The organism is Shewanella mesophila, from assembly GCF_019457515.1.
GTDB classification, from domain to species: Bacteria; Pseudomonadota; Gammaproteobacteria; order Enterobacterales; family Shewanellaceae; genus Shewanella; species Shewanella mesophila.
Window position 1 is genome coordinate 3,290,486 of sequence record NZ_CP080421.1, and the last position, 26,077, is coordinate 3,316,562.

General features: G+C 44.6%; 25 protein-coding genes. 13 read left to right on the forward strand and 12 right to left on the reverse strand.

The features are described from left to right. Nucleotides 1-248 precede the first annotated feature (248 nt). A complete protein-coding gene (locus tag K0I73_RS14610; RefSeq protein WP_220061797.1) occupies nucleotides 249-569 on the reverse strand; it encodes a TehB family protein in 321 nt (106 codons plus the stop codon). Nucleotides 570-683: 114 nt separating this feature from the next. Between K0I73_RS14610 and K0I73_RS14615 the strand changes: the two genes are divergently transcribed. From K0I73_RS14615 to K0I73_RS14635, 5 genes are all read left to right on the forward strand, one after another. Continuing rightward, nucleotides 684-1,154, forward strand: coding sequence for a YcxB family protein (locus tag K0I73_RS14615; protein ID WP_220061798.1), 471 nt, complete (start codon nucleotides 684-686; stop codon nucleotides 1,152-1,154). 234 nt (nucleotides 1,155-1,388) lie between these two features. After that, the gene (locus K0I73_RS14620; protein WP_220061799.1) at nucleotides 1,389-2,063 is read left to right on the forward strand and encodes a YiaD family glycine zipper/OmpA-like lipoprotein; all 675 of its coding nucleotides are present in this window, start codon (nucleotides 1,389-1,391) and stop codon (nucleotides 2,061-2,063) included. 168 nt (nucleotides 2,064-2,231) lie between these two features. Further along, a complete protein-coding gene (locus K0I73_RS14625) occupies nucleotides 2,232-4,967 on the forward strand; it encodes an ATP-binding protein (protein ID WP_220061800.1) in 2,736 nt (911 codons plus the stop codon). Further along, nucleotides 4,957-5,295: an Hpt domain-containing protein gene (locus K0I73_RS14630; RefSeq protein WP_220061801.1), complete on the forward strand. Its 339-nt coding sequence runs from the start codon at nucleotides 4,957-4,959 to the stop codon at nucleotides 5,293-5,295. The genes K0I73_RS14625 and K0I73_RS14630 overlap by 11 nt, the downstream gene beginning before the upstream one ends. Then, complete coding sequence (locus K0I73_RS14635) at nucleotides 5,292-6,479, forward strand: response regulator (RefSeq protein ID WP_220061802.1); 1,188 nt, start codon at nucleotides 5,292-5,294, stop codon at nucleotides 6,477-6,479. The genes K0I73_RS14630 and K0I73_RS14635 overlap by 4 nt, the downstream gene beginning before the upstream one ends. A gap of 9 nt (nucleotides 6,480-6,488) precedes the next feature. Here the strand turns inward: K0I73_RS14635 and K0I73_RS14640 are convergent, their stop codons facing one another. Together K0I73_RS14640 and K0I73_RS14645 are read right to left on the reverse strand one after the other, a co-directional pair. After that, on the reverse strand, nucleotides 6,489-7,049 hold the full coding sequence (locus K0I73_RS14640; RefSeq protein ID WP_220061803.1) for an acetate uptake transporter: 561 nt from the start codon (nucleotides 7,047-7,049) through the stop codon (nucleotides 6,489-6,491). Nucleotides 7,050-7,538: 489 nt separating this feature from the next. Then, nucleotides 7,539-8,060: a GNAT family N-acetyltransferase gene (locus K0I73_RS14645; protein WP_258405200.1), complete on the reverse strand. Its 522-nt coding sequence runs from the start codon at nucleotides 8,058-8,060 to the stop codon at nucleotides 7,539-7,541. A gap of 644 nt (nucleotides 8,061-8,704) precedes the next feature. Between K0I73_RS14645 and K0I73_RS14650 the strand changes: the two genes are divergently transcribed. From K0I73_RS14650 to K0I73_RS14665, 4 genes are read left to right on the forward strand one after another with little or no spacing between them, the layout of a single operon-like run. After that, nucleotides 8,705-9,580 (forward strand): MipA/OmpV family protein, encoded by an 876-nt coding sequence (locus tag K0I73_RS14650; RefSeq protein WP_220061804.1) that lies wholly within the window; start codon nucleotides 8,705-8,707, stop codon nucleotides 9,578-9,580. Between the two features lie 41 nt (nucleotides 9,581-9,621). Next, nucleotides 9,622-9,996, forward strand: a complete 375-nt coding sequence (locus tag K0I73_RS14655) for a DUF3019 domain-containing protein (protein WP_258405201.1) — start codon at nucleotides 9,622-9,624, stop codon at nucleotides 9,994-9,996. Next, nucleotides 9,996-10,709 carry a response regulator gene (locus tag K0I73_RS14660; RefSeq protein ID WP_220061806.1) on the forward strand — a complete coding sequence of 238 codons (714 nt, stop codon included), beginning with the start codon at nucleotides 9,996-9,998 and terminating at the stop codon, nucleotides 10,707-10,709. The genes K0I73_RS14655 and K0I73_RS14660 overlap by 1 nt, the downstream gene beginning before the upstream one ends. Nucleotides 10,710-10,721: 12 nt before the next feature. Next, on the forward strand, nucleotides 10,722-12,008 hold the full coding sequence (locus K0I73_RS14665; protein ID WP_220061807.1) for a sensor histidine kinase: 1,287 nt from the start codon (nucleotides 10,722-10,724) through the stop codon (nucleotides 12,006-12,008). Nucleotides 12,009-12,018: 10 nt separating this feature from the next. Here the strand turns inward: K0I73_RS14665 and K0I73_RS14670 are convergent, their stop codons facing one another. After that, the gene (locus K0I73_RS14670; protein ID WP_220061808.1) at nucleotides 12,019-12,288 is read right to left on the reverse strand and encodes a DUF1289 domain-containing protein; all 270 of its coding nucleotides are present in this window, start codon (nucleotides 12,286-12,288) and stop codon (nucleotides 12,019-12,021) included. 216 nt (nucleotides 12,289-12,504) lie between these two features. Here K0I73_RS14670 and K0I73_RS14675 point away from each other — a divergent pair, with 216 nt between their 5' ends. Next, a complete protein-coding gene (locus K0I73_RS14675) occupies nucleotides 12,505-13,047 on the forward strand; it encodes a DUF4136 domain-containing protein (protein ID WP_434086686.1) in 543 nt (180 codons plus the stop codon). An 82-nt stretch (nucleotides 13,048-13,129) separates the two neighbouring features. Here the strand turns inward: K0I73_RS14675 and K0I73_RS14680 are convergent, their stop codons facing one another. The 3 genes from K0I73_RS14680 to K0I73_RS14690 form a co-directional block, all read right to left on the reverse strand. Beyond that, nucleotides 13,130-14,605: an AAA family ATPase gene (locus tag K0I73_RS14680; RefSeq protein WP_220061810.1), complete on the reverse strand. Its 1,476-nt coding sequence runs from the start codon at nucleotides 14,603-14,605 to the stop codon at nucleotides 13,130-13,132. Between the two features lie 210 nt (nucleotides 14,606-14,815). Continuing rightward, nucleotides 14,816-15,952 (reverse strand): HlyD family secretion protein, encoded by a 1,137-nt coding sequence (locus tag K0I73_RS14685; protein ID WP_220061811.1) that lies wholly within the window; start codon nucleotides 15,950-15,952, stop codon nucleotides 14,816-14,818. A 1-nt stretch (nucleotide 15,953) separates the two neighbouring features. After that, nucleotides 15,954-16,352 (reverse strand): DUF3302 domain-containing protein, encoded by a 399-nt coding sequence (locus K0I73_RS14690; RefSeq protein ID WP_220061812.1) that lies wholly within the window; start codon nucleotides 16,350-16,352, stop codon nucleotides 15,954-15,956. A gap of 308 nt (nucleotides 16,353-16,660) precedes the next feature. Between K0I73_RS14690 and purT the strand changes: the two genes are divergently transcribed. After that, nucleotides 16,661-17,836, forward strand: a complete 1,176-nt coding sequence (gene purT, locus K0I73_RS14695; RefSeq protein ID WP_220061813.1) for a formate-dependent phosphoribosylglycinamide formyltransferase — start codon at nucleotides 16,661-16,663, stop codon at nucleotides 17,834-17,836. Between the two features lie 103 nt (nucleotides 17,837-17,939). Here purT and K0I73_RS14700 read toward each other — a convergent pair whose 3' ends face one another. The 5 genes from K0I73_RS14700 to K0I73_RS14720 all read right to left on the reverse strand — a co-directional run bounded on the left by K0I73_RS14700 (nucleotide 17,940) and on the right by K0I73_RS14720 (nucleotide 22,169). Continuing rightward, nucleotides 17,940-18,893 carry a D-2-hydroxyacid dehydrogenase gene (locus K0I73_RS14700; protein ID WP_220064402.1) on the reverse strand — a complete coding sequence of 318 codons (954 nt, stop codon included), beginning with the start codon at nucleotides 18,891-18,893 and terminating at the stop codon, nucleotides 17,940-17,942. A 94-nt stretch (nucleotides 18,894-18,987) separates the two neighbouring features. Continuing rightward, the gene (locus tag K0I73_RS14705; RefSeq protein WP_220061814.1) at nucleotides 18,988-19,638 is read right to left on the reverse strand and encodes an outer membrane beta-barrel protein; all 651 of its coding nucleotides are present in this window, start codon (nucleotides 19,636-19,638) and stop codon (nucleotides 18,988-18,990) included. 39 nt (nucleotides 19,639-19,677) lie between these two features. After that, nucleotides 19,678-20,454, reverse strand: a complete 777-nt coding sequence (gene djlA / locus K0I73_RS14710; RefSeq protein WP_220061815.1) for a co-chaperone DjlA — start codon at nucleotides 20,452-20,454, stop codon at nucleotides 19,678-19,680. A 12-nt stretch (nucleotides 20,455-20,466) separates the two neighbouring features. Then, entirely contained in the window at nucleotides 20,467-21,168 is a 702-nt protein-coding gene (gene murU / locus K0I73_RS14715; protein ID WP_220064403.1) for an N-acetylmuramate alpha-1-phosphate uridylyltransferase MurU, read from the reverse strand. Then, nucleotides 21,165-22,169, reverse strand: coding sequence for an aminoglycoside phosphotransferase family protein (locus K0I73_RS14720; protein ID WP_220061816.1), 1,005 nt, complete (start codon nucleotides 22,167-22,169; stop codon nucleotides 21,165-21,167). Before K0I73_RS14720 ends, murU begins: the two co-directional genes overlap by 4 nt. 156 nt (nucleotides 22,170-22,325) lie before the next feature. On the opposite strand from K0I73_RS14720, the gene lptD reads away from it, so the two are divergent. After that, nucleotides 22,326-24,647 carry an LPS assembly protein LptD gene (gene lptD / locus K0I73_RS14725; protein WP_220061817.1) on the forward strand — a complete coding sequence of 774 codons (2,322 nt, stop codon included), beginning with the start codon at nucleotides 22,326-22,328 and terminating at the stop codon, nucleotides 24,645-24,647. Nucleotides 24,648-24,771: 124 nt separating this feature from the next. After that, on the forward strand, nucleotides 24,772-26,073 hold the full coding sequence (surA, locus tag K0I73_RS14730) for a peptidylprolyl isomerase SurA (RefSeq protein ID WP_220061818.1): 1,302 nt from the start codon (nucleotides 24,772-24,774) through the stop codon (nucleotides 26,071-26,073). Nucleotides 26,074-26,077 lie beyond the last annotated feature (4 nt).

Here is a 26,077-nt window from a genome sequence, read left to right on the forward strand (position 1 = left end):
CTTGGATTGCTCTTTGGATTCGTGCCTAGATTCATGTTTGGAGATATTTGATCCGTCTGTTTTCATCTACTTTCCTTAGTCGACTCTTGTTGAAATCTAATCATTTCAATCTAGGACAAATCGACTCTAGTGAAAAAAGTGCGGCAAGTCAGGTTAACTGTTTTCTTAAATATTTATTTAACTATCTATTTATAAGAGTAACCATCCCAGTCATCTTAATAGATCTGCTGTGGGGAACTTGGATTAGGCTATGGCTTAGTCAACCCCAAAACTTCGGGGCGACAATAAAAATGAATTTCAAACAAGGCATCATCGCTAATCGGTTCTATTCTGTGCCAATACTCAGGATGTGAAATCGCCGTCTCATTCACGCTTAATATTAACTCTCTATTAGCCTCACTTAGCTTACTCTCATAACCGTAGAACTTAACTTGCCCCTTTAGGACATGGATCTGCCCATATACACCGATACGTGTAAAGTGACGTTGAGAATAGATATCTGGAATATTGTCTTTGCCAAACGTTTCTGTTGTTTTGCACTTAACATAACCCTTTGGAACGCACGACATAGACAACCGCCTAATACTAATGTTAATTGAGGAGTAAGAATCTAAAGCTAGTACATCGTTGCACAAATTTCTATTGCTATTACACTAGGGCAAATTTAAAAACCTTTAGCATTCATGGAACCAGCATTTCGCTATACCACACAATTTATTCTCGATAAGCCATACTATAGCGAGTGCTTCGATCAATCCGTTAGCGTCGATCCCTCCTTGAAACGCTATAGCAAAGCAAGCATCTTTGTCGGTATGGGGACGATACTACTGCTAACTGGTGCCAATAATTACGCGTCATGGTTTATTATCGGTCTTGGTATTCTCGAAGCATTAAGTGTTAAATTTAAACGACCTTGGTGGCTGCTGCGGCAGATGTGGAGTAGAGCGGCCGGGAATGAGGTTGAACTGACGATCGATGAAAATGGCATAGCGACTAAATCGGCCTATGTAAATGCCATTATTGCCTGGGATGACATCTATCGATTAAAGGAGACTGAACAAGGTTTCCTCTTCACCCTAGAGCGAGGACAAAGCTATCTTTCCAAAAGGTATCTGAATCAGCAAGCCTGCGAATACATTCGTAGTAAAAACTAAGCACAGCACTGTTTAAATCAAACGAAAAGCAATAGGCGTGTCTCAAATCGTCCGTTATTCCTCTGCCGCTGACCCGATTTCAGGTTGGTAGGCTAGATCCTAAAAAAGTAATGAACAATAAAGCATCACTTGTTCATGCTAATGCATTATCTACTTAATTACCTTTACTATAAATGCGAAAATCGAAACCAATATTCGGCCATAGTTTCTCCACCATATTTTTGGGAGTCAAAAATGCTCAACAATAAACTGTCTTTAATCACGCTCATCGTGAGCTCAAGCATGCTGCTATCGGCTTGCCAAACGACTAATCCTTATACCAATGAATCTCAAAATGCCAAAGCCACCAACGGGGCGATTATTGGCGCTATTGCGGGTGCCGCTATTGGGGTTGCCTCTTCGAGTAAAAGCGATCGTGGAAAAGGCGCTCTTATTGGTGCCGCTTCTGGCGCTGCCGTCGGTGGTGGTATAGGTTACTACATGGATGTTCAAGAAGCAGAACTGCGTAAGCAACTGCAAGCAACTGGCGTCAGCGTGACACGTAGCGGCGACAACATCATATTGAATATGCCCAACGAAGTGACTTTCGGTGTCGATCAGTCTGTGCTCAGCACCCGTGCCAAGGAGGTGCTTAATAGTGTTGCCTTAGTGGCAAAAGAGTACGACGAAACCATGCTCAACGTAATGGGCTTTACCGACAGCTCAGGTAGCGAATCTTATAACCTGCGCCTATCTCAGGTTCGTGCAGCAGAGGTAGCCAACTACCTAATGTCACGTGAAATCGCTAACCAACGTATCAGCTCTATAGGCATGGGCGAATCGCGTCCTATCGCCGATAACACCACCAAACAAGGACGCGCACAAAACCGCCGCGTAGAAATCGTCCTTAGTCCTATGCCTCAAGCCTAACGACCGCTTCTCACACCATCGGATTGCGATCGCATCCGGTGGTTTGCTCCCTTTCGCTTTTTGGTAACCGCGCTAAGAATAAGACAAAAGTATCTAAAACAAGCCCGCATAACTCAAATCTAACGTCTAGAATTAACCTCAAGAGATAACAAGAAAGTTGAAATAAAGATGGATGCTTGTGCCAGCATAAATGACTCGCCATTCGCCCAGTTCGTTTGTGATGCCAAGGGAAATATTTCCCAGCATAACGACGCACTCATCGCACAGTTCGATGAGCTGGAGATTCAGCCTAATATCAGCTCATTGCATACCTTGTTTCAGCTACCTGGCAACATCCCCTTTTCACATAACGAACTCACTCAGTTGCAACAAGGCCTGACGCTCAATGTCTGTGCAGAAGCTTGCTCTGCTCAGCGATGGTTCACGCTAACGCCACACCCTCTTGAGAATGACAGCTACCTGATACTCTGCACCCTCTTAGAGACGCCCCCCGAAGCCGATCATGATTACATCAAGCGCTATGAAGAGTTCATCTGCTCAGCCAACATCGGTATCTGGAGGTACAGTTCTATTACCGATAAAACCACCTTTTCTAACAAGGTCAAAGAGTTGCTTGGACTTGAGCATCATACCCAACTGACCTGGGATCGACTGCAACAAATGGTGACGTCCAAAGACAGGCACAAATTCGATGACTTACGTCGCCCCAGATTATCGGCAAAGACCAAGCTACATTTTACCTTTAGGATTGAGCGAGGCGATATATGCAACCAGTTTGAGCTCATCGCCGAATACCTTTATTCCAAGACTGGGCAATACAATATTGTCGGTTTGCTCCTGGATAACACCGAATCTAAGGAAATGTTGGAGGCGCTTAATGCCGCTAACCAATCGAAAAACCTGGCGCTGGAGGCCGGTAATATCGGCAATTGGCGGGCTCAACTGGATGCCAATGACCAATGGGTATGGCAATGGGATCAGAGAGCCAACGACATGTTCTGCCTGAATATGGAAGACATTGGTGTGTTAGAAAAATGGGCCGAGCGTATTCACCCAGATGATCTCCCCATCGTCATGGCAGCCGTCGAAGATTCGTTACAGAACGGCAGTTTTTTCAGCCAGGAATATCGGGCCATCTTACCCAATCAAGAGATCATCTATATCCTCGCCAAAGGCAAGGTCAGCCTTGGGGCTAATAACCACAGCGCCCGTATAGACGGAATATGTATCAATCAGACCCCCATATATGAGGCCAAACTGGCGCTACAGGAAAGCTATAAGTCCCTCGAGACCCGGGTCAACCAGCGGACGACGGAACTGCAACAAGCCAAGGAAAGAGCCGAAATCGCCAGCCAGGCCAAAAGCGAATTTCTCTCCATGATCAGCCATGAACTGCGAACGCCGATGAATGCCGTCATCGGTGCACTTGAGTTGTTATCCCTGTCGAGTCACTCTGGCGAAGAGCTTGACCTTATCGAAACAGCCTCTACGTCGGCCAATAACCTTATCTATATCCTTAACGATATACTCGACATCAACAAGATCGAGTCGGGCAAGATGCAACTGGAGCAACAAGACTTTAGCCTATCTAATGTGATCGCCGATCTGGTCAGAACCTTTGCGCTCGTCGCCAGCCGCCAGTCGTTACAGTTCTTTGTCGAAGAAGCGCCGGAAGTGCCCGATTTTGTTGAGGGTGACATAGTCAAAGTCAGGCAGATACTCAACAACCTGCTCAGCAATGCGATGAAGTTCACTCATAGTAGCGAAGAAAAAACCGGTGCGGTTTATCTCACCGTCTCAGTCACTGATAGCAATGAGATCATCACCAGAGTCTGTTTTACAGTCAAAGATAATGGTATAGGCATAGATAAAGAAACTCAGAAGCGCTTGTTTACCCCTTTTGTGCAGGCACAGCGATCTACGACCCGCAAATATGGCGGTACCGGATTAGGGCTCGCAATATGCGGCAAACTCACTAATCTGATGGGGGGCAGCATTGACTTACAGAGCGAACCAGGTAAAGGGGCGAGCTTTAGCGTAGAGCTACCCTTCTGGCGAGCCAGCAATCCTAAGCCCTCGATGAATCTAGAGAAAGTCACTGTGGGTCTGGTGGATCTCAGCCAGTCTTCCACCCGACTAGACTGGATTAAGCGCCACCTAACGAGTGAAGGCGCCAGAGTCAAACTGTATCGGGCTGAGCAACTCACCGCAGACATCCAGCACCTGGAACTCATGTTAATTCTCTGCGATGGCAAAGAAGATGAGTTGGCATTTCTAACCAACAAATATACGACCATGCAACAACCCGAAAACTGGCTTATCGCCTTGCCCAATGAGCAGAAGCAATACCTGCAGCCTCCTCTCTCTCTCTGCGATACCTTAGATATTAATACCCTGGCTAAGGCACTCTTTATTAAGGTCATAAGGAAGAAGCTCGATAGTTACCAATTCATCGATCTAGATGAAATGAACTTAGAACTTGGTGCATCTGACAGCAAAGAGGTCGCCAGAGACGAGGATAGACTCGCCGAAATTCTGGTGGTCGAAGACAATCCGCTCAATCAAAAGCTGATTATGAAACAGCTCGATATGTTGGGATATAAATGTCATCTCGCCGAGGACGGCCTAGCAGGCATCCAACTTTGGCAAAGTACCGATTACAAGTTGATTCTCACCGACTGTCATATGCCCAACCTAGATGGTTATGACATGTCAAAACAAATTAGGCAGATGGAGAATTCATCCCAACGAAAATCGGTACCGATAGTCGCGATCACAGGCGCGGCAATGGCCACTGAACTCGATGACTGCTATCGCTCTGGGATGAATGATTTCGTCAGTAAACCTGTGCAGCTAAGAGACCTCAAGAAGGTTATTCAGAAATGGTATCGTGATGAAGAATAGTCCAAGCATACTCAACCCAAGCGTGATGCAAGAACTCATCGGCAATGAGCCGGATCTGATCGCACAGTTTAAAAAAGACTTTATCATACAAGCCCAATCCAGCCTCAAAGAGCTGGCAACCCACTATAATGCCAGGGATTTCGAGGCCATCAGACAGGCTGCGCACTTCCTCAAGACATCGGCAAAGGCCATCGGCGCCGAGCAGGTCACGGAAACACTGCAGCAGATTGAGCACGCCGCGAATGCCAAAGATGTCAATCTCACCAAACAGCTCATAATGCAACTCAAAGGCTCGCTACAAACTCTTGTAAAGGTAATCAACTCATGACTAGAAAACCCAGTTTCGCCAGCCGACATCCACAAGTTATTATGCTGTATGAGAAAGAGGAAGATATCTCAGGCGCCGCAAATATTATTGCCGAACAAGTGGAGGAGTACCGCACGATTCCCGTGAGCAAACTGATTGGGGAACAAATAAAAGAATATAAGCCTTCGGTCATTTTATTTGCCATGAGCTCGGTAAAGCTCAGCATAGAATTGTATACCAAACTATTGAACAGTCACCAAATAAACTACAGACACTACAGCATAGTCCTGTGTAAGAATAAAGAATCGGCCCTCGCCTTTCGCTGTTGTGTCAAAGGCGTGTTTGACAACTACTTTGTCTACCTACCGTTATACGAAAAGTTCCGCCTGAAGATGATCGTCCATAATGGCTTGCGACTAAGCCGAGGCGATGAAAATTACGGTGGCCTCAGTGATGATCAACTCGACATGATAGATACCAACCTCGCCTCGTTAATCGACCTAGGCAGTCAATCTAAACGTCAATTACTGGACTCAGTAGACAGTTGTAAGGCGTCAATGCAACAATCGACAGATGCCTTAGATAACCCCGAAGATGGTAACGAAAATGGTCATGATAAGGCGCTGGTAAAGTCTCTAGCCAAACAGCACATAGAGCCACTATTGACCCAACTGGAATTGGAGATCAAAGATGGCCTAGATCTTATCTTGACTCAGTTAACCAGTAAACATAGTGAAATTAAGGAAATAAAGCAGCGCGTTATCGATAAACAAAAAGAAAAAATTCCATCACAGGCACTGATGTCGTCACTGTTCGAACAAGAAGAGGCTAAGCCAGCAAAGAAGAAAGTTTTGGTGGTAGAAGACAATCAAATCTACCGTGAGATGATCGTCAAAGTACTTCAACAAAACAACTATGATACCGAGCAAGCTGACGATGGTCTGAGCGCACTTAAGATGATAAAAGGCAATGATTATGCGCTTATTTTAATGGATCTCTATATGCCACACCTCGATGGCATCAACACCACCAAACAGCTCAAGGCACAAAATGATGGCAAGGATATCCCCATCGTCGCCCTCACCAGTAACAGTAATCGAGAGTTAATAAAGCGTTGGGCTCAGCTGGGATTAAAAGGCTATATACTCAAGCCTTCTAATCGCGCAGAGATCCTCGAAACGGTCAAAGCCGCTATCGATGATTAACAGGGCTTATTATTTCACCTCACCTACGGGCAATATGACTCTGCCATATTCTTGGTTCAATACCTGCGCCATGGCAAAATAAATCGCGCTGGCACCACAAAACATGCCCTCAAAGCCCGCAATAACGCCAATCAACTCACTACCAGTAAAATCTCTTGCCGCCAGCAAAAAGAACAAAATAGTCAATGATCCAAAGACGAACTGCTTAGCTCTAGGGTAGCGAAGTGAACCGACAAACATAAATGCGGTAAATGTTCCCCACAGGGCTAAGTACCATCCCATAAAGTGTGCAGGACTTGCAGCAACACCCGCATTGGGCATTAGTATCAAACCAACTAAGGTTAACCAAAATAGTCCATAAGAGGTAAATGCGGTGGTGCCAAAAGTATCACCTCTGGCGAAGCACATGATGCCAACAATCACCTGACCAATACCGCCATAAAATATCCCCATAGCGAGGATCATCGAATCAATGGGGAAATAACCCGCATTGTGGATATTGAGTAAAATAGTGGTCATGCCAAAGCCCATAAGCCCTAACGGCGCTGGATTTGCCAATTTTGTAGACATCAAATTCCCCTAATAAAATCTCATCAACAAATGCGCTGCCTTCTCTGCCAGCGCAATAAACGGCGGATTCTATTGGATGACAAACCTCTCGGCAATCTCTGCTCCCTCAAACCAAAAACAAAACAAAACCCATTTAAATACAATGACTTATAGAGAGGCGTATTTTAAGTCATTACACTAACCAAGTGATTAACTATAAGAATCAACAAGATAAAAATAGCGGCAATCGTAACGAGACCCACGTCACGCTACGCGCAAGTATTGAGATAGCAATCACAAGTGTTCATTCTGGTGAGATGAAATAACAGAGGAAAGTAATTCAGCAAGAACGATTATTACAAACCAGATCCCATTAACACAGATAACGAGAGGCCGATCGCAAACTAATTTAGTGCTAAATAAAATTGAGTCTGTAGTGATCTAGATCAGTTTTAAATAGGCTGATTTTAGCAATCAGCTCGACCTCAGCGTTAAAACTAAAACCTTCGATTAAGCAAGATTCGCCATAAGATAGGCGTTAACATACTGGCCGTCTCGAAAAGCATAATCTTTCGCCTCTCCTTCAATCACAAAACCATGACCCTGATATAGCGCAATGGCGGCTTGATTGTCAGTATAAACTTCCAGCTCAATTCGGGTAACAGCTAGCCAGTTATGAGCTAAATCAACGATCGACTTCACTAGCTCGCTACCGACACCTTGGCCTCTAACCGATTCACATACTGCCATGCCCATATTAGCTACGTGCTTGCGTCTGGGGCGCATACAAACCTCCATGCCAATCTGTCCAACCAGCCTACCATCTAGCTCAGCGACTAAGCTGTAACAATTTTCAGGCAAGTTCTGTAGCCGCTTTTTCCAGTATGTCAGTGATGGATAAGGATGTTGCAATGTTCCCGCGTAACAGCTGGGTTGAGAATAGAGTTGGTAAATAAACTCAATGTCTGCATCATTGCTATGACGAATACGCAATGAAAGATTATCTTTCGATTGATTTGCCTCAGGTGCCACAAAATACCTTTTATAATAAATCCCTAAATAGATAATAAATGTGCCATAAAATAGATAATTTTATCAATGATTAACTTTAGAAAATAAGCCTCTCTTCACTAGGACCTGTTGATCTTTGCGGGTTGAATTTCGTTCGAGACAAAAACGTTTTAATCGAGGCGAGCGGATTACAGACGAGTCATCTAAGCAAAATTCACTTAGCAAAGAGTAGAATGTTTTTAGCCGCCCCCTTTTGGCAGCGATTGATGGTCATAGCCCTTACTATCAAGTACTTACAAAGAATAACTACAATAAAAACCTTCTGCCTTGTATAAATACCCAACAATTCGCGGCAAAAACAACCTTAGAAAGATCAACAGGCCCTAGCCACTCTTTTCCAGTACCATATCACAGAGTAACAAACATCGAGCTGATGTTAGTCTCGTTAAAATGTTAATCTTTTCACAAAAAGACAAAACCAACACCCATATACGCCAACAAAAAACCATCAATCAGCAAACAATTAGGTAAACCCAAGGTCACAGCAGCTAGAGTTCTGTATCATTTTGCATCAGAAAGGCTGAAGTATCTGGTTAAAATTTAGTTCAGTGGTAACCTAGTATTCCCTGTAATCATTAGATCGAAAGACGTAGTAATCCTAAATCATGAACAAGTTTACTGTTTGGCTACTCATTGCATCACTCCTCTCATTTAGCGTCTTTGCTGATGACGAGATTTTATGTGATACAAACAATGCTTGTATCGAAGTTGGTCGTTGGGATATAGGCATAGCATTAGGCTATGGCGTAAAAACCAATCCACTAAAAGACTACGACAACATTCCGATTTATCTCGCCCCAACCATAGCCTATTACGGAGATAACTGGTTCTTCGACAATGGCAATATTGGTTACACCTTAATAGAAGATGAACAGTTTACCATTAATCTAAACACTAGCTTTAGTGCTGACAGTGCTTACTTTTATCGATGGGATCCGTCAAATATCTTTATTACTGGCACCAATCAATTAGCGATACAGACTCCTAGAATCGCAGGGCCAAGAACCTTATCAGCTACAGCTGAACCGATATTCAATGAGCTAGAAGATAGAAACTTTACACTTCTTGGCGGAATAGATGCGTTTATTTACACCCGCATAGGTATAATCAATTTAGCCATTGCACACGATCTTTTTGATGTACATTCAGGCTCACAAGCCAGATTAAAGTGGCTTTATAACCTAGCATTAGATCAGTGGAAAGTTGAAGTAGCCGCCACCGCAGATTGGAAAAGCGAAGAAATAATCAACTACTATTATGGTGTTAGACCTAGCGAAAATCGCTACTGGAGTGAACAGTATCAAGCTGGTTCGGCAACCAATTTAGGACTAGAATTGACAACTCAATATGTAATTAACGAACACTGGGAGCTCATTTTCTTAGCTCGCTACACTGAACTTGGCGATAAAATCGTAGAGAGTCCCTTAGTCAACAAACACAATACCAATACTTTTTTTGTTGGCACTGCTTATAGGTTTTAGGCCCAGTGCAATTGTCGACATACAAACTTTTACAGATAATTTTGGTATTAATTTTTCTGTGCAATACCGCGCAAGCCTCCAACGAATCGGTTGAGGCTAATTTGTCGCTATCCCCAGAATTTTGCATTACCGATAGCCCGAATAAAACCTGTGATATTAAAGTAGTACTCAATTGGCAAACTGACGCACCACATACCGTCTGTATAATGTCCGATAATGAATCATTAACGACCTGGTGCGCAGATTCACCCCATATTAACTCACTGAGCATAATGGTCTCGACAGATAGAGATATTCAGTTCGTAATGATGGATAAAGACACCCATCAGACTTTAGCCGGTGTCAAATTAAAAGTTACCCCAACCGCAGAGCCTCAAGTTAGGCGCCGCTACCGAAACCCGTGGAGTCTATTCTAATGACCGAACCCCAATCGACCCATAGAGTACTACTTGTCGAGGACGATATTCGTCTGGCAAATTTGATTGTGGATTTTTTAAAGTCGCATGGAATGCATGTTGAAGTTGAACGTCGTGGAGACACAGTACTAACCCGACTGCTCAACTATAAGCCTGATATTATCTTGCTAGATATCATGCTACCAGGAATGGATGGCCTAACCCTATGCGAAAAACTACCAGACTACTTTGCTGGCCCAATACTATTGATGAGCGCCCTCGGCTCAAATGAGGACCAGATCAAAGGACTCGAACTCGGCGCGGATGATTATGTGGTGAAACCCGTCGACCCTGCGTTATTGGTCGCAAGGATTAATAACCTACTTCGTCGCACCGCTAAACCACCCCAAGCGGAATCACATTGCCTGTCATTTGGTAAGTTGAGCATTGACCCTCATACCCAAGCAATTCGATTAGGCGATATCGAAGTCGATCTGACAAGCCATGAGTTTGAGCTACTCTGGTTACTCGCCTCTCAAGCAGGACAGGTGCTCAGTAGACAATATATCTATCAATATCTGCTCAATATTGACTTTGATGGCAAAGATAGAAAAATTGATGTTCGTATTTCACGATTACGTAAAAAGCTGGGGGACAATATCGAAACCCCGTTTAGAATCAAAACCGTATGGGGCCAAGGTTATCTATTTGCACCAGAAGCCTGGAATAACTAAGCGGGATCCTAGGTGAAAAGACTTTTTATCAGCCTATACCTATTGCTGAGTCTCAGCTTTCTAGGTATAGGTTGGACGTTAGATAGCTTATGGCAGAACAATGTCGAAGAGAGCGGTGCCGCCGATGCACCGCTTATCGCGTTAGCTCAACTGATCGCTAAACTCCCCAAAGCAGAGAGAGCTGACTACCTAACGGGGATCGATACCGCTTCCAACTACCCTCTTCAGTTACTCGACAAAGATAAAATAGCATTGGGGAACAGTGAGTCGCTGACACAAACCAACGTGTTGGTTGCCGCTCAAGATAAAGAACACGAACTCCACTTTATTAAAATCGATGCGGATCAAATCTTGATGGCAGGGCCCATAGAGATAGATCCCAGAGACCAGCTCAGAGGTCTATTTACCCTATTTTTCTACCTGTCACTGGCCTTTGTTGCACTCATCTGGGTATGGCCTCTATCTCGCGACCTTAAAATCTTACGACTGGCAACCAAAGAGTTTGGCCAATCGAACTGGGACACTCAGATCCAGCTTTCACCCCGTTCACAGGTACAGCCCTTAGCCCGTACCTTTAATGAAATGGCCAGTCATATCCGCGCCCTGATTGAAAACCAGAAGCATCTGTCTAATGCCGTATCCCACGAGATTAGAACGCCCCTCGCTAGACTCAAATTTGCCCTAGCGCTAATGCCGCAATACTGTCACCCGGGTTCAGACGAGGCACACCGACAGGCGTTCCTAGATGAAATGCAGCAAGACGTCAAAGAGATGGAAAACCTGCTGCAAGAGCTGCTCACCTACGCCAGTTTAGAATCTCAACGCAAAGCGATTCAATTTGAACGCTGTGATCTCATTAAACTAACCCAGCAGACGATCAAGCGACTGCAAGGATTGCACACGATCTCGATAAAATTTGAGTGCGATATAGAACAGGTTGAAGTGATGGGAGACCCATCGCTTATTGAACGTGCACTGCAAAACCTCATTATCAATGCACAGCGCTTTGCCAATAAAGCGATCGTTATTAAGTTAACAATCCAAAACAAAAAGAGAATCCTGAGTGTTATCGACGATGGCCCAGGTATCGCAGCTGAAGATCAGAGTAGGATCTTCGAACCCTTCTATCGCAGTAACGTGGTGCAAAATGGTAATAAAGGACATGGACTAGGACTGGCTATCATCAAGCGGATCATGGAGCGACATGGGGGCGATGTCTTACTTAAGAGTGAGCCAGGACAAACTCAATTTACGCTCAGCTGGCCGCGAATAAAACTTGGGCTAAATAAACAGACCTGATCTCGGATCATTAAGGCTCTGCATCAAAATCAAAATTGTCTGTAGCCGCGGCTCTTTCTTGTAAAATCTCAATCTTTCTTGCTTTTAATATCGCAAGCTGACGCCGGCGTTTTCGCTGCCTACACAAACGAATGACATCATATTTTTGCGCATCAGAAAAATTAAGCCAATTAAAACGCTCGTCTCGATTACGCAAACAGCCTTTACAGTAACCACGCGCATCCGTTTGACAGATGCCAATACAAGGGCTGGGGATCTCAAAAAACTCTAACTGTTCCACAAGTAATCAACTGCCTGAAACAGAGCTGATACACGTAAATAAAGCAAACCTTTCATCCTCCACCTCAATAGGTCACTGAAAAATCTAACAAAGTGACTAAAACATAACCTATCCAAGCAAAATTGGCTAAATTTATTGTTAGCTAATTTAAAAAGTCTTGCATAAATAAATGGATATAGTCACATTGTTTAAAAGGTATTCAATGAGATGATTACAATGAAGCTTAACAATAAAATCTTAATCCTACTCATTAGTTTGGTGGTGAGTGCTTGTGCAAGTCAGCCTAAACAAGATTATGATACCAACTACGATTTTAGCCAACTTAAACAGTTTACAACCCAATCACCACAAAGCATCACTGACCCACTAAGTGCAAGACGGATCGAATCGGCAATCGAAGCCTCCTTGACCGCCCAAGGATTTATCAGGGCAATCGAGTCGCCACAATTCTCAGTCACCTATTCCTTTAAAGTTGAAGATAAGCCAAAAAACTCAGGCTTATCCATAGGACTTGGAACGGGTTCATGGGGCAGCTCTGGCGGAGTAAGCGTAGGAACCAGTGTTGGCGTACCGCTCGGCAGTAACAATGATAAAATTCAGCTGATCCAGATTGATATTATCGATATAGCCAGCAACCGGCTTATCTGGCGAGGAAGTGATAAATTTGATTTCAATAACGGCGGTGAAAAGAAAGCCATTGAGACTCAACAAACAGTATCTAAAATCTTGGCCCAGTTTCCACCAACACCTAAAGACTAAAACCTAATGCCACCTTGCGGTGCTAGCAAATGACTTACGCACCGCAATATCTATCTCCAAGTTTCGGGCAATAATGCCTGTCTTAAGGCTGGGAGAGATGCGCATTAACCGTACGCCCCTTGGCCCATAGTCTTAACGCACTCAATTGTTCCCGCATCACCACTGATAATGGCCGGGTTTTCATTAACTCGTCGAGCAACAATTGCTGTGACATCTCCATATTGGCGGCTCTGGCACTATAGATAGCCGAAATGATGGCCTGCTCGATTTCAGCACCTGAAAAACCTTGGCTCGCTTGTGACAATTGAGCCAAGTCAAACAGCTTAAGATCCAGTTGCCTGCGTTTCGCATGAATGAGGAATATCGCTTGGCGCACGCTATCATCGGGAAGATCGACAAAAAATATCTCATCCATTCTCCCCTTGCGCATTAACTCTGGCGGCAAGGCGCTGATATCATTTGCTGTCGCGACTAAAAACACCTCAGATTTGCGCTCTGCCATCCAAGTTAATAACGCCCCTAAGATCCGCTTAGAGGTGCCATCATCGTTATTGCTGCTGCCTAAGCCTTTTTCAATCTCGTCAATCCACAGCACGCAAGGCGACATCAGATCGGCCAGCTCTAAGGCATTACGCAAATTTTTCTCTGTTTCACCGATATATTTGTTATATAAGGCCGACATATCCATTCGAAGCAAGGGGCGTTGCCACATTCCGGCGACAGCCTTAGCGGCTAAACTCTTACCACTGCCTTGTACGCCAAGTAACAAGATCCCTTTAGGCGAATCACTAATATCGGTAACAACCGATGGCATTCTGTGTTTTAACCATTCTTTAAGGTTATGTAAGCCTGCAACCTGAGAGAAATCACTGGTATCATATTCAAACTGCAACACCCCTTCCATATCGAGGAGCTTAAACTTCCCTTGGTTGATTCGATCTACGTCGGAATGAGTAATCGCTCCGTCGTCCACTATCGCCTTATGGGCCAGGCGTCTAGCATCATCGAAGGTTAACCCTCGTAGATTCTCTGCCAGCTTACTCACAGCTTGATCGTCAACACTTTGCAACAAACCGTCACTTCTCGCCCTGTCTATCTGCTCATAAATTAGATTCTGCAACTGACTAACATTAGGCAAAGAGAGCCTGAAATGCGCGCAATATCTTTGTATTTCTGGCGGAATATCAAAAGCATGACTGACTAACACCAGAGTATGTTTTAACGCTTCATACTCGAGAGCGATCTCTTTCAATAAACGAACGTTCTTAGGCGCGTTTTCAACAAAAGGATGGAAATCACAAAGCACATAAATCCCTTGCTGACTGGTTGATTTTATTTGTCCTAAGATCTCTGTGGGATCGGTATTGAACTTCTGTGTGCCCATATTAACGTCCACACGCGTCAATCCTTGAGTAATACTCCAAGTAAATAGCGGTTGATAGAGAACCGTCGACACACGCTTTAACAGCTCGATGACTCTATGCTCTTCGTAGGTTTCAATGACCACCAGTGGCGTGTTAGACCGCAGCACTGCGGTGAGATCCCTGATATCTTGCATTTATCTTCCTTTTTACATCACGCTAGAAACCTTATTCCAGCCAATAATATATGTACTCCACATCGATATCGAATTCAATCTCGTCTCTGTAAACAAGCCAAATTGCCAGTGTCTAAGACCAAGCGGTATAATATCCTCATACAGCATAGACTTGGGCCGAACAAAAAAAGGCCCGCATTGCGAGCCCTTCGATATCACTAAATCACAGGTTTAATGGTACAGGTAGTTCAACCATCCCTGCATTCTCAGTAATACTTTACGCATTACCGATACATGGGAAAAATGCTCTGTATAGATAGCGATTTGTCCTGCCGCGCCCAAAGGAAAAGCATGCTTGATCTCATCACCTTCAATTTTAATCAATACAACCACTCGTCCAGGCTGCATTAGCATTCTCGATGGCATTAAACTTCCTGTCGATTGAAGCTCTCCTTCGGCCATCGCTGGTAATACTCTAGCAACCTTCCCCTTAAATACTTCACCAGGTGCACCATCTAGAATAACTTCGGCTTCATCCCCCTCTTTTAAGCGCAACAATGAGTTTTGCCAAAAAGCCCCAGCCATGTAATGCTCTTCATCGGGTATAAAGCTCATCACAGATCTTAATGGCATAGGTACAGCAATAATACCGGGACGGAGTGCCATCTGGGTCACTATCCCATCGGTTGGTGCATACACCACGGTTTGCTCCAGATCATATACGGCTTTATCTAGCTCAGCTTTGATCCCTGCAACCTTGGTATTAACGCCATCTACGTTCGACTCATAAGCCAAACGCACCCTAAGCTCTTCCGACTTTGCCGCCATTAACTGAGCTTCTGACGCCATATAAAGCTGACGCTTGTTATCCAGTTCTAATTCAGTGAATGGTGAGTTTGCACCGCCCCGTTTACGTCCCTTTTCATAGCGCTCAAAAGCCGACTTGGTTCTATCTCTATCAGCGGTCGCGCGCTCAACACTGGCCTTTGCCTTTTGCCAAGCCGCTTCCAGTTGTGGCACTTCAAGTTCAGCTGCAGCCAATGCAGCACGTTTTTGCATTACAATAGCCTCAAAAGGTGTTGGATCGAGCTTGAACAGCACATCTCCTTTCTTCACTGGCACATTGGGTTTGACATTGACCTCTTTCACTACGCCGCGCACAGCAGGGTTGATCGGAACAGAAACAAACACCTCTTTAGCATAGGGACTATAAGGATGGTTATAGTTCATTAGCAAAACGAGCGCCCCAACAATAAATACACCGCCTAATATCGCCGTAGGAACAGTCCATTTATTGAGCGGAATTTTGAACGCCTTAAAAATAGCGATACAGATGGCGGTATAAGTCAGAATGAGTAATAGATCCATCTTACGACTCCTTCTCTATAGTGGTAGAGGGTGAACAATCAAGGTCGCGCGTCCCCGTTGCAGCCTCTGCTCCTTCGACAACACGTAAACGACTTTCTAACTCGACCACGGTCTGATGCAAACGCTTCATTTCATCCTCTAGCTCAACTTCACGTTTAATCACTTGATTAAAACCCCACCCCCGGTCCTCACGATACAAGGTGGCCCAAATCCATAAAAATGGCCAAATTGCATGTAATGTAAATAGACTAATCCAACCAGCGACATGCAAGGCATCTTGCTGAGGATGGTTACGTTTTTTGGCTATTTCGTAGGGAATGTCATGAATAACAATGACGCCATAAAATAGAAATAAAGCAACGAAGATGATGACACCTAATGCAAAATAATCTAAAAACACGACTCGCTCCTTACAAATCGAATAGCCCGAAAAGCGACTATGCCTCACTTTGATTTTATTATTTAACACAAATAGTTACAAAACAACATCGTTTCAACATTCAAACAACAATACTAGTCGTAAATTGACTATATATCGCATTTAATTACCAATAAATAGTTGATCGAGTACACACTTGTTCGGAGAGATCATCTAAATTTCTGCATAAAAAGGTAAAATAACCAAAGCTCAGGTTAAGATAAGTCAAAATAATAGAAAAAATTGGCGTTTACACCGACCAATCTAATAAAAAATAAGGTACCCACATAATGATAGGCACACCACACTGTAAAGGCGCGATAAGGGCCATGCTCCTCGGCTGCGGCGAACTTGGCAAAGAGGTCGCAATAGAATTACAGCGAATGGGCGTCGAAGTGATTGGCGTCGATAGATACCCTAACGCTCCAGCAATGCAAGTTGCCCACCGTAGTCATGTGATCAACATGCTAGATGCACAGGCATTGCGAGCGGTGATCACCGAAGAAAAACCACACCTGGTGATTCCTGAAATCGAAGCCATTGCGACCCAGACATTAGTCGAGATGGAAGCTGAAGGGGTAAATGTTGTTCCAACCGCGAAGGCAACCCAACTCACCATGGACAGAGAAGGTATTCGTCGTCTTGCGGCGGAAACCTTAGGCTTACCTACATCACCCTACTTTTTCTGCGACACTCAAACCGAGTTTGAGCAAGCCGTAGCAAAAATTGGCATTCCATGTGTAGTAAAACCAGTCATGAGTTCATCGGGTAAAGGCCAGAGCGTTATTCGCAATTCTTCTCAGATTGAGTCTGCTTGGCAATATGCTCAAGAGGGCGGGCGCGCTGGCGGTGGTAGAGTGATAGTTGAAGGCTTTGTACCATTCGACTATGAGATAACCCTGCTAACGATCAGTGCCGTTAATGGTATTCACTTCTGCGATCCAATTGGTCACAGACAGGAAGACGGTGACTATCGTGAATCTTGGCAGCCTCAGCAGATGTCAGCAGCCGTACTAGAGAAATCTCAACAGATTGGCAAAAAAGTCGTTGAAGCCCTCGGTGGATACGGATTGTTTGGCGTCGAGCTGTTTATCAAAGGTGACGAGGTTTACTTCTCAGAGGTTTCCCCTCGCCCACATGATACAGGGCTAGTCACCTTGATCAGCCAAGATCTATCCGAATTTGCATTGCATGTGCGCGCCATACTCGGGCTACCTATTGCCAATATCGCTCAGCATGGGCCATCAGCTTCAGCCGTGATCTTGGCCGAAGGTAAGTCGCAAAATATCTGCTATCAAGGCATGGCTGGCGCACTAACGGAAGCCAATACTCAGCTGCGATTATTTGCCAAGCCGGAGATTGATGGCCGTCGCCGTTTGGGTGTAGGGTTAGCTCGCGGAGAATCGATAGAGCACGCCATAGAAAAGGCATTAACGGTTGCAGCCAAGGTAGAGGTCATTCTATAAGCTAGCCAATTTAGGCTAATGGCTTTTAGTCAGGAGACTTTTAATAAATATCTTTCCAATAAAAAGGCGCCGATGCGCCTTTTTATTTTACCGGCAAAACAGACTAACAGATCCGATTAACGCTAGCGCCAGCAACAAACTCCTGCAGATTATCTAGGGCGATCGCCATTAAATTCGCTCTAGCCTCTAACGTAGCCCAAGCATTATGGGGCGTAATACTGATGTTTTTTGCGTTAAGTAGCGGATTGCCCGCCTCTGGCGGTTCTGTCGATAACACATCGACGCCGGCTGCAGCGATCACGCCATTGTCAAGCGCATCGGCAAGCGCCAGTTCGTCAATCAAACCACCACGAGCAGTATTGATCAGCAGTGCATTTGGCTTCATTTTTGCCAAGCTGACGGCATTAATCATCTTTTCGGTTCCCGCCGTGAGCGGACAATGCAGTGAGATAATATCAGCGTGCCGATAAAGTGAGTCGACATCGCACCAAGTTACGCCATCTGGCAGGTCTGTCTTAGGTCGATGGCTATTGACCAATACCTGCATCTGAAATGCTCGGGCAATCGTCGCGACTTGGCGGCCAATATCACCATAACCGATAAGCCCTAATGTTTTCCCTTTGAGTGATTGTAGCGGCGATAAGGTAAAGCAAAAATCATCCCCTTGGCTCCATTGACCATCACTAACCGCGTGATGATGAGCGGCTACCGCTTGAGTGTGATGCAAAATATGGGCAAACACCATCTGCGCGACGGCATCGGGTCCATAACCAGGCACATTGGTCACAGCCACGCCATGAGCCTTTGCCGCCTCAATATCGACAACATTAGTGCCTGTGGCTAACACACCGATATATTTTAAATTAGGCAAGGTGGCAATGATGTCAGTATCGAGAACCGTTTTATTGGTTAATAAAACCTGTGCATCTTTGGCGCGATCGAGTAGCAGATGCGCAGGCGTTCTATCAAAGCAACTGAAATCACCAAACGCTTCAAACCCTTGCCAATTGAGATCACCTGGATTTAGGGTGTATCCATCGAGTACCACTATTTTCATATGACCTTCTACTGCTAATGGTGCGATAAAGTAAGTTGAGATAGAGTAAGTTGAGATAGGGTTAGTTGCTATGCTCACCCGTCATGACAAAGAGCTAAAAGCTGAACTTGATCCCCGCATTAACCTGTCCTTGCCACATAATATCGGCGCGAATATTCCATATACATTGGTTTGCATCACAAAATAAGGCATTGTCGCTGCTGACAAAGGTGGCATATCCACGGGCATCGGCCAAAAGCGAAAATTGGTCCGTAATTTGATATTCGACACCGGCACCAAACCCCATCGAAAAACGCGATTCATTACTATAGTCACCCGTTGGACGCATCTGAGTCAACCCAGCGCTAACGGTTACATAGGGGCGTAAATTGCCCTTAGGAAAATAAAGTGAGCCACCGACATGCAGGTAATCAACATCAAGCTGAGTCAGAAGATCTGGGCTGAAGTTGCCACCTAGCCTTAAATCGGTAGCCTGATGACTATAGAGCAAATAGATATCACCAGGGTCCTTGGTTTTAACCCCCATCATAATACCATAGTGACCCGACTCAGCAATTTTCAACTGGGTATTGACCGTGTTACTGTTACTGTTACGTATTTCATTGGCATCGAGTTCACTCGCGGCAAAACTATAGCCACCAAAAGGAGCGACGAACCATTGCGATTCAGCTTGTGCGCCCATAGACAAACTCGTTACAAGCAAGCCACATATACCGCTAAGTAAACCACTTTTTGAACCCGCCATGCCCATTCCCCCAACAATAAAATACCAGCAAAAATAGCATTATCTCATGCTGCGATCTTGCTTTACCCTATCATAAGCGGCTTGAATATCTTGCGCTTTTTTCTTGGCTAGCTCCATCATCTCCGCTGGCAGACCTTTAGCAACCAGCTTGTCTGGATGATGTTCATTCATCAGCTTCCGATAAGCTCGCTTAATCTGTTGATCTGAATCTGATTCGCTCAGACCTAACACATCATAGGCGTCTTTAAGGGATGTTTTATGATTTCCACCGCTATGGAAATTAAACTCCGCTTGCCAACGCTTTAAAAGCTCATCGAGTTGTAGCTGACTATAGCCAAGTTCTTTCGCGACCGTTAGCAAAATAGCATGCTCATTCGCATCAATTTTGCCGTCGGCAAGTGCGGTCTGAATTTGGATCTCAAGGAACATCTGCAACAACTCTTTCCGTCCCATAGAAATGAGACGAAACGTTTTCAAACAAGCTTTGAGATCAAAATTACTCGCTTTCCCCTGATTAAAAGCCGCTTGCGCATCACGCCTTGGCTGCCCTGTTAACTGCATCTGATCCATTAAGGCCGTGGCCATGCGGATATCACTCTCTGTCACCTGCCCAGAGGCCTTAGCCACATGCCCCATTACCGCAAACGTTGTATTAAAAAATAGTGACTGTCGATCGCTGCCCTTACCGATAACCGCGCTCAGTTCTGCCCGTTTTTTATCGTAAAGATGTCCAAGCCATAAGCCTATGATCCCACCAATAATTTTGCCAAACATAAAGCCGATAGCAAAACCAAAAAACTTACCCCAAATTTTCATTCAATAACCTATTTATTTGTTAGCCGATGCCGCTACGCGGTCGTTTAATCGAGCCAATCTATCCAATGTGCCAACATCACACCAATACCCGCAAAAATGTTCACCAGCCACAAGATCGGACGCCATTTTTTGCTTTAACAACGGCGCCAAACCAAATCGGCCATCGGGCGTATTATCAAAAAAGGCTGGGCGATATACGGCAATGCCCGAAAAGGTCAACTTTGGCTCTCCCGTTATTTCAACTTTATCTCTATTTAGCCCAAAGTCCCCATTAGGGTGCTGCGCTGGATTATCGACCAACCATAAATATGCTTGGCGATGAGTCATCGCCTTCTCGATAGCTATCAAGGATAAAGGCTGACCATTAATGGTCGGTAGTGAATCGACAAATACGTCACCATTTATGACCAAAAATGGATCTGAACCCAACAGAGGCAAAGCCTTTTTAATCCCGCCACCTGTCTCTAACGCTTCTAGCTCCGGACTATAGCTAATCGTAACTTGCCAGCGGCTACCATCACCGAGCGCTTGCTCTAGCTTATGACCTAGCCACGCATGATTGATAACGATATGCTCGATCCCTAGAGAGGCAAGACGCTCAATGTGATAAACGATAAGTGGCTTGCCGTCGACTTCAGCTAACGGCTTGGGTATATGATCGGTTAATGGACGTAATCGCTCACCGCGCCCAGCGGCTAATATCATCGCCTTCACGGTAGCGGTGCCATAAACGGAATAACGTCGCAGTCTAACCATCGAACCAAACCTTCTAACTCAGGGTAACGCTTGGCGACATCGCGTACATATTGCAAGGTTAACGGAATATCTTTCATATAACCTGGCTTACCATCTCGGTAATTTAAGCGGCAAAATATGCCTGCCGCCTTAAGGTGTCGTTGTATTCCCATCAAATCAAACCAGCGGCGGTACTGCTTTAGGCTTACCTCCTTGGCGAGCAAGCCAGCCACTTGCATCTGCTGATAATGACTTTGCATCAAAGATTCGACAACATCATCGGGCCAGCGCACATAACAATCCCTTAAAAGGGACACGGCATCATAAGTAATGGGGCCTATGACTGCATCTTGAAAATCGATAACCGCAAGCTTGTTATCACACAACATCAAATTGCGACTATGATAATCACGATGCATCCCGACTTTAGGCTGTTCGGCAACATTGGTAACCAGCAACTGATACACATTAGCCAGCATAGATTGAGTTTGAGGCGTGAGCGTTAGCCCTAAGTGATGCACAATTAACCAATCAGAAAATATTGCCAACTCTCTTTCAACAAATGCATCATCGTATGAAGGCAGTGACTGACCGCCAGACTCAGTAATGGTGGCGATGGAATTTAGTCGACCCAAGGCTCGGTGATAATAGTCACTGACATTCTCCAAATTAAGCACACTAAGCAGTTGAGTGTCACCTAAGTCAGTCAACAACAGAAAACCTTGTTCAACATCTTTTTCAATAACTTGAGGCGCATATATCTCTTTGCCTTGATACGCCTCGGCAAGTGCGATAAACGGCGTCACCGCAATTAAATCTGGCGGGGAATCCATTGCAATGTACTTTATGTCCCCCAATGACACTCTAAAATAGCGCCTAAAACTGGCATCTCCAGAGATGAGTACTATCTGCGCATCTGCACCTAAAGTTCGCGCTATCCATGCTCGAAGGGCAATAAATCTCTGATCTGACAAGGGCACCTCATGGCTCTTAGATAAAAATTGCTTTATTATAAAGCAAAATGGAAACAGCAATTAAGATGATTTTTATCTCTTTGCTAGGTTGCTTGTGCATATAGATGCAACTATCCTCTCCGATAACTTGTCTAGACTAAGAAATCACAAAAACGATAAAAGATGCATATCCGTTACTTATTGGCTTTAGTACTGCTTCCGCACCTAGTCTTGGCAGACGACTCAGCAACACCTCTTGATACTGGCGCACAATGTCTTGTGGAGCCTCCCGTGCCTATTCCTCAAGCGGAAGAGACTGATACGCCAATCAATTTACAGCAAATTAGCATTGTTTCAGATCGTACATCGGCGAAAATGGGAGATAAAGCCAATTTCGATGGTGATGTCACCTTTAGCCAAGGTGGACGTCACATCTCTGCCGACAGTGCCATATTAGATCAAGCCAACCAACGTTTAGATGCTAACGGAAACTTAGTATTTCAAGACAGCATGTTCACAGTGACAGCCGACTCTTTAAGCGCTGAAATGCGCAGCAATAATGCCCAATTAAACTCGGCGCAATATTGGCTTCATGGCCAGCAGATACATGGCGAAGCAGAAAAGCTTGAGATCACTAAAGATAATAATCTGCATTTAACCAATACAAATTTCACCACTTGCCCTCCAGGCGATACCTCTTGGTTACTCGAAGCCGAAACGATAAAAATCGATAGCTCTGAAGAGTGGGGAGAACTGTGGAATGCCAAACTAAAAATCGGTGACGTACCTGTTTTTTACCTGCCTTATATGACTATCCCGGTATCAGAAAAACGTAAGTCAGGCTTTCTATTTCCAACCTTCAGCACGAGCACAACCAATGGTGTGGAGATAGCGACCCCTTACTATTGGAACATAGCGCCCGAATACGATTTAACCTTCACACCACACTATATGTCGGCGCGAGGTCTGTTCTTAAAAACCGAATTCCGTTACCTAACTGGTGAAGCTCAACAGGGACAATTCAACGCTGAATATCTTGCCGATGACAGCCTGATGCCCAATAAAGACGATCGCTACCTTTATCACTGGCAACACAAAGGCGCGATTAACGATAATTGGCGCGTGTTAGCCAATTATACCAACGTGTCTGACAACAACTATTTTAATGACCTCAAATCAGATGTATTGCGTGCAACCGATAACCAACTTTCTAGAATCGGTGAAATCGCCTATTTTCAAAACAACTGGGACATTACCGCGCGAGTTCAAGACATTAAGGTGCTTGGCGAAGATGAATCTCCATACCAAGTCATGCCACAGGTCGGTTTTAACTATCGTTCACCTGAACTTTGGCGAGGACTCGATTTCAACCTATTAGGTGAGGCAACGAACTTCCGTCATAAAGAGGATGAATACGCTACAGCCAACCGTCTCCACCTTGAACCTAGCATCACGCTACCGATACATGGCCCTGCTGGATCGTTAACCAGCGAATTAAAGTTGATGCAAACCAACTACTGGCAAGATGTTGAAAACAGCATCAGCGCTGACGAACTCGACAGCACAGTTAGCCGAACACTGCCTCAAGTGCGGATCCATGGGCAGGTTAACTTCGAACGTTTCACAAACTATTTTGACGTAAACTATCGCCAAACGTTGGAGCCACAGTTTCAATACCTTTATGTCGGCTATGAAGATCAATCTAACATAGGTGTCTATGATACGGCGCGATTACAAGATGATTACTATGGTCTATTTAGGGATCGCCGCTTCTCAGGTCTAGACAGAATCGCAGATGCAAATCAGATGACCCTAGGTTTAACGACCCGTTTATTTGATGAACACAATCTCGAAACCTTTAAATTTAGCATAGGGCAAATTTATTACTTTGAAGACAGTAAAGTGGGACTCACAGATCCATCCCTCCCCAATCAAATGCTGCAGCAGCAAAATACCTCTAACTCTGTGTTAGCCGCGGAATTGAACACCCAAATTTACAACGATTGGTTCATGAGCGGTGCGATTCAATATGACACTAAGAATAGTGACAACAAAAAGAGTGAAGTGACCTTAGATTTTCGCCCTGAAGCTAATAAATTACTGCAACTGAGCTACCGCTATGTGCCTGACTTAATTAATAGTAATACCAATGAGTCAGTCAATATCTCCCAAACAGGGGTTCGAGCGGCGTGGCCTATTAATGACAACTGGTATATCGTGGGCAACTGGTATTATGACCTCAATGAGAGTAGAAGTGTCGAGACTTATACTGGATTTCAATACGAATCTTGTTGCTGGGCGCTTCGCTTAAGTTATCATTACCGCATTAAGACAAACTATGATGACGATTTAGAGCCCTCCTTCGATGATAGAGAGTTATTTGAACATGGAATTTATCTTAACTTCGTGATCAAAGGCCTAGGAGGTTCAGGACCACTTGGAGTCTCAGATATGCTTAACGACGGCCTGTTTAATTATCGCAAGCCCTTGTACTTAAAAAACTAGCATTTGATAATTAGTTAACATTTTGCTGAACCTAGATACGGACTTGTAGTCCAATCAGAATAATCGAATTAAGTGGTCGGTCAATTAGTGACAAACGACCTCAATATGCCAAGGATTTTTGTGGATGAGACCCTGTAAAAAACTGATTATTGCTTTTCTGACATTGACACTGAGCCATGTCACCCTTGCTGTACAACCTTTAGATCGCGTCACGGTGCAGATCAATGAAGGTATCGTATTAGAAAGCGAAATCGCTAACATGATCAAAACGGTCAAAGCCAACGCGCAAACAGCTGGTCAAGCTTTGCCATCAGATATGGCGCTTCGCACCCAAGTTATTGAACGCCTCATCATGACTCGCCTACAACTGCAAATGGCCGAACGCATTGGTTTGCATATTGGCGATCTACAACTAGACCAGACTATCGAGAATATCGCTAAAGAGCAGAAGATGACTCCTGCAATGATGCGTCAAAAAATCGAAACTGAAGGCCTAAGCTGGAATCAATATCGCGAACAGTTACGTGAAGAGATCACCTTAGGTGAAATACAGCGTATTCAAGTTCAAAGGCGCATCCAAGTGTCGCCTCAAGAGATCAATAGTTTAGTGAAGCTGATCGAAGAACAAGGTATGCAACAGGTCGAATACCAGATTGGCCATATCTTGATTGAAGTTCCGAGCAACCCTAACAGCGAACAACTTGAGAGCGCCAGTAAACGAGCCAACACAGTATTAAAACGCTTACAAGATGGCTCTGACTTTAAGCAGACCGCAATTGCATCGTCTGCAGGCCCGAAAGCCCTTGAGGGGGGGATCTGGGATTACATGAACATTAATGAGATGCCAACCTTGTTTGCTGAACTGCTAACGGGTGCCAAGACTAACGATATTATTGGCCCCATTCGTAGTGGTGCAGGCTTCCATATTATTAAAGTAATGGATGCACGAGGCTTACAGACGAAAGAAGTCGACGAAGTCCGTTCGCGTCATATTCTCATCAAGCCTTCACCTATCTTGTCTGAAGAACGCGCTAAGGCTATGCTGGATAAGTTTGTTAAACAGCTTCGAGCTGGTGATGCCGACTTTGCTGAACTGGCACGCCAATATAGCGAAGATCCAGGTTCTGCGACTAAAGGCGGAGAGCTAGGCTGGGCAGACCCATCGGTATACGTGCCCGCTTTTAGTCAAACATTAGCTGCACTCGATATAAATGAAATAAGCGAACCATTCCGCTCATCTCATGGCTGGCATATCGTTCAGCTTGAAGAGAAACGTAAAACCGATGCGACTGATAAGTTTAATACTAATCGCGCACATCAACTTATCTTCCGTCGTAAGTTTAATGAAGAGTTACAAAACTGGTTAGACGAAATGCGAGCTGACGCTTACATTGAAGTGTTTGATGCCGATTTTAACCGAGGTTAATCAT

Excerpts from the sequence above, each read along its gene's own strand:
- K0I73_RS14610 (WP_220061797.1), bottom strand. The coding sequence starts at position 569 with ATGTCGTGCGTTCCAAAGGGTTATGTTAAGTGCAAAACAACAGAAACG.
- K0I73_RS14615 (WP_220061798.1), top strand. The coding sequence starts at position 684 with ATGGAACCAGCATTTCGCTATACCACACAATTTATTCTCGATAAGCCA.
- K0I73_RS14620 (WP_220061799.1), top strand. The coding sequence starts at position 1,389 with ATGCTCAACAATAAACTGTCTTTAATCACGCTCATCGTGAGCTCAAGC.
- K0I73_RS14625 (WP_220061800.1), top strand. The coding sequence starts at position 2,232 with ATGGATGCTTGTGCCAGCATAAATGACTCGCCATTCGCCCAGTTCGTT.
- K0I73_RS14630 (WP_220061801.1), top strand. The coding sequence starts at position 4,957 with ATGAAGAATAGTCCAAGCATACTCAACCCAAGCGTGATGCAAGAACTC.
- K0I73_RS14635 (WP_220061802.1), top strand. The coding sequence starts at position 5,292 with ATGACTAGAAAACCCAGTTTCGCCAGCCGACATCCACAAGTTATTATG.
- K0I73_RS14640 (WP_220061803.1), bottom strand. The coding sequence starts at position 7,049 with ATGTCTACAAAATTGGCAAATCCAGCGCCGTTAGGGCTTATGGGCTTT.
- K0I73_RS14650 (WP_220061804.1), top strand. The coding sequence starts at position 8,705 with ATGAACAAGTTTACTGTTTGGCTACTCATTGCATCACTCCTCTCATTT.
- K0I73_RS14660 (WP_220061806.1), top strand. The coding sequence starts at position 9,996 with ATGACCGAACCCCAATCGACCCATAGAGTACTACTTGTCGAGGACGAT.
- K0I73_RS14675 (WP_434086686.1), top strand. The coding sequence starts at position 12,505 with ATGAAGCTTAACAATAAAATCTTAATCCTACTCATTAGTTTGGTGGTG.
- K0I73_RS14680 (WP_220061810.1), bottom strand. The coding sequence starts at position 14,605 with ATGCAAGATATCAGGGATCTCACCGCAGTGCTGCGGTCTAACACGCCA.
- K0I73_RS14685 (WP_220061811.1), bottom strand. The coding sequence starts at position 15,952 with ATGGATCTATTACTCATTCTGACTTATACCGCCATCTGTATCGCTATT.
- purT (WP_220061813.1), top strand. The coding sequence starts at position 16,661 with ATGATAGGCACACCACACTGTAAAGGCGCGATAAGGGCCATGCTCCTC.
- K0I73_RS14700 (WP_220064402.1), bottom strand. The coding sequence starts at position 18,893 with ATGAAAATAGTGGTACTCGATGGATACACCCTAAATCCAGGTGATCTC.
- K0I73_RS14705 (WP_220061814.1), bottom strand. The coding sequence starts at position 19,638 with ATGGCGGGTTCAAAAAGTGGTTTACTTAGCGGTATATGTGGCTTGCTT.
- djlA (WP_220061815.1), bottom strand. The coding sequence starts at position 20,454 with ATGAAAATTTGGGGTAAGTTTTTTGGTTTTGCTATCGGCTTTATGTTT.
- lptD (WP_220061817.1), top strand. The coding sequence starts at position 22,326 with ATGCATATCCGTTACTTATTGGCTTTAGTACTGCTTCCGCACCTAGTC.
- surA (WP_220061818.1), top strand. The coding sequence starts at position 24,772 with ATGAGACCCTGTAAAAAACTGATTATTGCTTTTCTGACATTGACACTG.